Raw genomic sequence first — 4531 nt, forward strand, 5'->3', positions numbered from 1 at the left:
GGGCTGACCGAACCGATGACGCCTGTTGTCGAATCCATTTCCGTCGAGCTGGTGCCCATCGAGGACTATTCCAATATCCGCGCCGGGCAGTTGACCAGCCAGATCGTCGAGACCGACACGCCCTCCATCGTCGAGGATGACCAGCCGGCGGAGCTGGCCCAGCCCACCGGCAATACCGAACAGGACCAGGTGACGCCCTCGCCGGCCGATATTCCCACGCCCGCCCCGGTCACCAATACCGCTCCGGCCCCCGAGGCCGTGCCCGAGCCGGAGCCCGAACCCACACCCGAGCCCGAGCCGGCCCCTACGCCCGAGCCGCCTCCACCGCCGGAGCCGCAGCCCGAGCCGGTTCCCGAGCCTGCGCCCGCGCCCCCGGTGCCGCCCACACCCCAGACGCGGCCCGCTCCGGCGCCCACGCCGACCCCGACGCCCGCGCCGCAGCCGGAACCCGAGCCGGAACCCGAGCCCGATCCCACGCCTGCGCCGCCGGCGGTGCAGGCGCCCAAGCCGGCGCAGCGTCCCTCCAATCTCGAGCAGAAACGGCGGGAATTCGCCGAGGCCGAACGCAAGAAGCGCGAGGAGGAGGAGCGTCGCCGCACAGCGGCCGCCGCCGCCCAGCAGGCGCCGCGTCCCCAGCCCAACAAGCAGCTCGATGCGGCGCTGGCCGACGATATTTCTGCCATTATCAACAATGATAGAACCACCGGCGGCACCACCGGACGCGGCGGGAGCCCGACCCTGGGCGATACGACCGGCACTTCGGCGCGGCTCAGCCAGTCGGCCATTGACGGGCTGGTGGCGCGCATCAAGACCTGCTGGAACCTGTTGCCCAGCGATATCAATAGTGGTCTCAACGTCACGTTGAGCGTGTCGATGAACCCGGACCGCACGGTGGCGGGCACGCGAGTGGTCTCGGCCGATCCCTCGCCGGCCGGCGGGGCGATCGCCCGGGCGGCGCAGCGCGCCGTTACCCAGTGCGGGCCTTATGAAATGCTGTCTGCCGACGCTTATAACGAGTGGCGGCAGATCGAAGTGGAACTGCGGCCGTGACCTATGAATTTGCCGTTCTGGCGGGCAAGATCGTCGCCGGCGGCGAGAATGGAGACATGACATGACTCTCATCACCAGGCGCAATGCGCTCAAACTCGGTCTGGCCGGCGGGGCGCTTCTGGCCACCACGCCCATGACCATGGCGCAGTTGCGCATCGTGGTGGAGGGCGCCAATTTCCAGCCGCTGCCCATCGCCATTCCCGATTTCGCCTCGTCCGATCCGGCCTTCGGGCGCGAGATCGCCGAGATCGTGCGCAACAATCTGCGCCGCTCGGGGCTGTTCGTGCCGCTCGATCCGGCCTCGCTGCCGGTCAAGGTGGGCGATGTCAACGCCACCCCCGATTTCCCCACCTGGCGCACCGCCAATGTCGATGCGCTGGTGATGGGCGGGGTGGAGCGCGGCGGGCAGATTTCTTCCTCGGTGCGCGTCTGGGACACCCAGCAGGCGGCCCAGGTGGTGGGCAAGAGCTACAATACCGATCCCAATTCCTCGCGCCGCGTCGCCCATATCATTTCCGACGCCATCTACGAGGCGCTGGCCGGCGGCACCGGCTATTTCGACACCCGCGTCATCTATTGCGCCGAGAGCGGCCCCAAGGCCAACCGCACGCGGCGCCTCGCCATCATGGATCAGGACGGCGCCAATGTGCAGTATCTCACCGATGGCTCGTCCATGGCGCTGACGCCGCGCTTCTCGCCCAATGGCGACATGGTCACCTATATGAATTTCGCCGACGGCAATCCGCAGGTCTACCTTCTGCAATTGTCCACCGGCCGGCAGCAGCGCCTCGCCAATGTCGGGGCCATGACCTTCGCGCCGCGCTTTTCGCCCGATGGCGGCACCGTGGCCTTTTCGGTCGAGCAGGGCGGCGCCACCAATATCTATGCAGTGGGCACCGGCGGCGGGCAGCCGATGCAGCTCACCTCGGGCGCGGCCATCGATACCGGCCCCTCCTATTCGCCCGATGGCGGCCGCATCGTCTTCGAGAGCGACCGGGGCGGCTCGCCGCAGATCTACATGATGGGCGCCGGCGGCGGCAACGCCCAGCGCATCAGCTTCGGGCAGGGGCTCTATTCCACCCCCGTGTGGTCGCCCAAGGGAGACCTGATCGCCTTTACCCGGCAGTCGGGCGGCCAGTTCAATATCGGCATCATGAACCCCGATGGCTCGGGCGAGCGCATGCTCTATACCGGCTTTCATGCCGAAGGCCCGACCTGGGCCCCCAATGGCCGCGTCATCATGTTCTTCCAGGATCCGGGCGGCAATGACGGCCCGAAGCTGATGAGCGTGGATATCTGGGGCCGCAACCTGCTCACCATCCCCACCGAAAGCTATGCGTCCGATCCCGCCTGGTCGGGCCTGAGGCGGTAAAGCCCGTCTTCACCTCTCCCTTGGGGGAGAGGTGAAGAGCCGCCCCGCTTAACCTTAACGCCGCCGCTCCGTCCCCTGTGGCGCGATTGCATCATCACAAAAAAGCCCAGATTCCCGCCACATTCAGGCCCGAATAGGCAAAGATTAACCACGCTGGCAAACCCGGCTTTAAGATTAAGTGCGGTAAATGCCTGGCCTAAGATTTTCGCCTTCCAGGAGCTTCCCCGTGGTCATCACCGCACCCCTCAACACTGCGTTGCGCGCTGCCGCGATGCTGCTTTTCGTCGTCGTCGTCGCCGCCTGTTCGCGCACGCCCAACACCATGCCGACCGGCGTGGGCAATCTGGGCCCCGGCGGCGGGGCGCCCGGCAGCCAGCAGGAATTCCTGGTGACGGTGGGCGACCGCGTGTTCTTCACCACCGATTCCAGCTCGCTGACCACCGAGGCCATGGCCACGCTGGACAAGCAGGCCGCCTGGCTCAACCAGTACCAGAACTACCGCATCATGATCGAAGGCCATGCCGACGAGCGCGGCACCCGCGAATACAATATCGCCCTGGGCGCGCGCCGCGCCTCGGTGGTGGTCAACTACCTCGTCTCGCGCGGCGTCAACGGCCAGCGCATCACCAGCCAGTCCTTCGGCAAGGAGCGCCCGGTGGCCATCTGTAACGACATCTCCTGCTGGAGCCAGAACCGCCGCGCCGTCACTGTGGTGCAGTAAGAAAGAACGGCTTTTCGTCAAACCGGAAAGCCTATCCCATCCAGTGCAAACTGGAGGCAAGAGCGCCCGGAGCCGGTCAATCGGCCCGGGCGCTTTCTTTTGACCAAAATTGGCCTTTATCGCGAGGGCAAGGCATATCATGGTGATGCCGTGTCAGTTCGAGCCTCAGGAGGCGTCGCTTGCAGCTAAAGGCAGTTTCGAGAGCGGGACGGGGTGCGCTGGGCGCCAGCGCCCTCGCCCTGTGTTTTTCCCTTCCGGCATTGGCCGCGCCCATGGTGCTGCCGCCCGGCGGGCTGGGCAATGCCGCCGAGCCCGCACCGGCGCGCATTCATCTGGCCCAGTCGAGCGATGCGGCGCAGCTGATGGTGCGCATCCAGCAGCTTGAGGAGCAGATCCGCTCGCTCAACGGACAGATCGAGGGGCTGACCTTCCAGCTCACCCAGATGCAGGAAATCGTCAACCGCATGGCCGAGGACAATGAGTTCCGCTTCCAGGCGCTGGAAGGCGGTGCCGGGGGAAAAACTGAGGCGGCAACCCAAGCGGGCGGCGCGATGCGGCCCGAGGCGTTGCCGCAGAGCCCCGGTTCCGACGACGAATCCAATGTGCCCATGACCGATATTCCCGAGCAGGGGGTGCGGCCGCTTCCCGGCGAAGCCGAGTTCGACCCCACTTTCGACGATGGTTCGGTGCCGATGGACGAGCTGGGCGATTCGGCCGATCCGCTGGTGGGCACCGGCTCAGCCGGCGCGGTGGACCTGGTCACCGGCCAGCCGCTCAACCTCACCTATGACCCGGCAGCCAAGGCCACCGGCAATGCCGATGCCGACGCGCAGTTCACCGCCGGCTACGAGGCCCTGTCGAGCGGCGATTATGCCTTTGCCGAGGATCAGTTCAGCCAGTTCCTCGAACTCTATCCCGACGATCCGCGCCAGCCGGACGCGGCGAGCCTTCTGGGCGATGCGCTGATCTATCGCGCCGCCTATGACGAGGCGGCCGAAGTGCTGCTCAACGCCTTCCAGAAAGCGCCGGACAGCCCGCGCGCGCCCGACCTGTTGCTCAAGCTGGGCATGTCGCTGTCGGGGGCGGGGGAGCGGGAAACCGCCTGCCGCACCTTTGCCGAGATCGACCGGCGCTATACCAGCGTGCAGGCCGATTTCCGCACCCGGCTCGGTGAGGAGAAGTTCAAGGCGCAATGTCCGCCCGCCTGATGCCCGATCTCGACAGCGCGGAAGGGCTCGATGCTCTTTTTGCCGATGTGGCCGGGGCGAAAACCATCGCCCTGGCCGTTTCCGGTGGCGCCGACAGCCTGGCGCTGATGCTGCTGGCCCGGCGCTGGACCGCTGGCCGTGCCGACGCGACGGGCCTCATCGTCTATTCGGTCGATCACG

The 4531-nt window shown here is 66.7% G+C and carries 4 protein-coding genes and 1 pseudogene; all 5 read left to right on the top strand.

The window, feature by feature from the left end; genetic code table 11:
• Positions 1-1050, top strand: a 1050-nt coding sequence (locus VDP82_RS14315) for a hypothetical protein (RefSeq protein ID WP_323015520.1), incomplete at its 5' end; no start/stop codon positions are given.
• 61 nt (positions 1051-1111) lie between these two features.
• Positions 1112-2422, top strand: coding sequence for a Tol-Pal system beta propeller repeat protein TolB (gene tolB, locus VDP82_RS14320; protein ID WP_323015521.1), 1311 nt, complete (start codon positions 1112-1114; stop codon positions 2420-2422).
• Between the two features lie 271 nt (positions 2423-2693).
• Complete coding sequence (pal, locus tag VDP82_RS14325) at positions 2694-3143, top strand: peptidoglycan-associated lipoprotein Pal (protein ID WP_416347123.1); 450 nt, start codon at positions 2694-2696, stop codon at positions 3141-3143.
• Positions 3144-3322: 179 nt separating this feature from the next.
• Positions 3323-4351: a tol-pal system protein YbgF gene (gene ybgF / locus VDP82_RS14330; RefSeq protein WP_323015522.1), complete on the top strand. Its 1029-nt coding sequence runs from the start codon at positions 3323-3325 to the stop codon at positions 4349-4351.
• Positions 4336-4531, top strand: a pseudogene (locus tag VDP82_RS14335) (tRNA(Ile)-lysidine synthetase); the annotation flags it as partial. The gene ybgF and the pseudogene VDP82_RS14335, both read left to right, overlap by 16 nt.

The organism is Devosia sp. (genome assembly GCF_034675085.1).
Classification (GTDB): Bacteria; Pseudomonadota; Alphaproteobacteria; order Rhizobiales; family Devosiaceae; genus Devosia.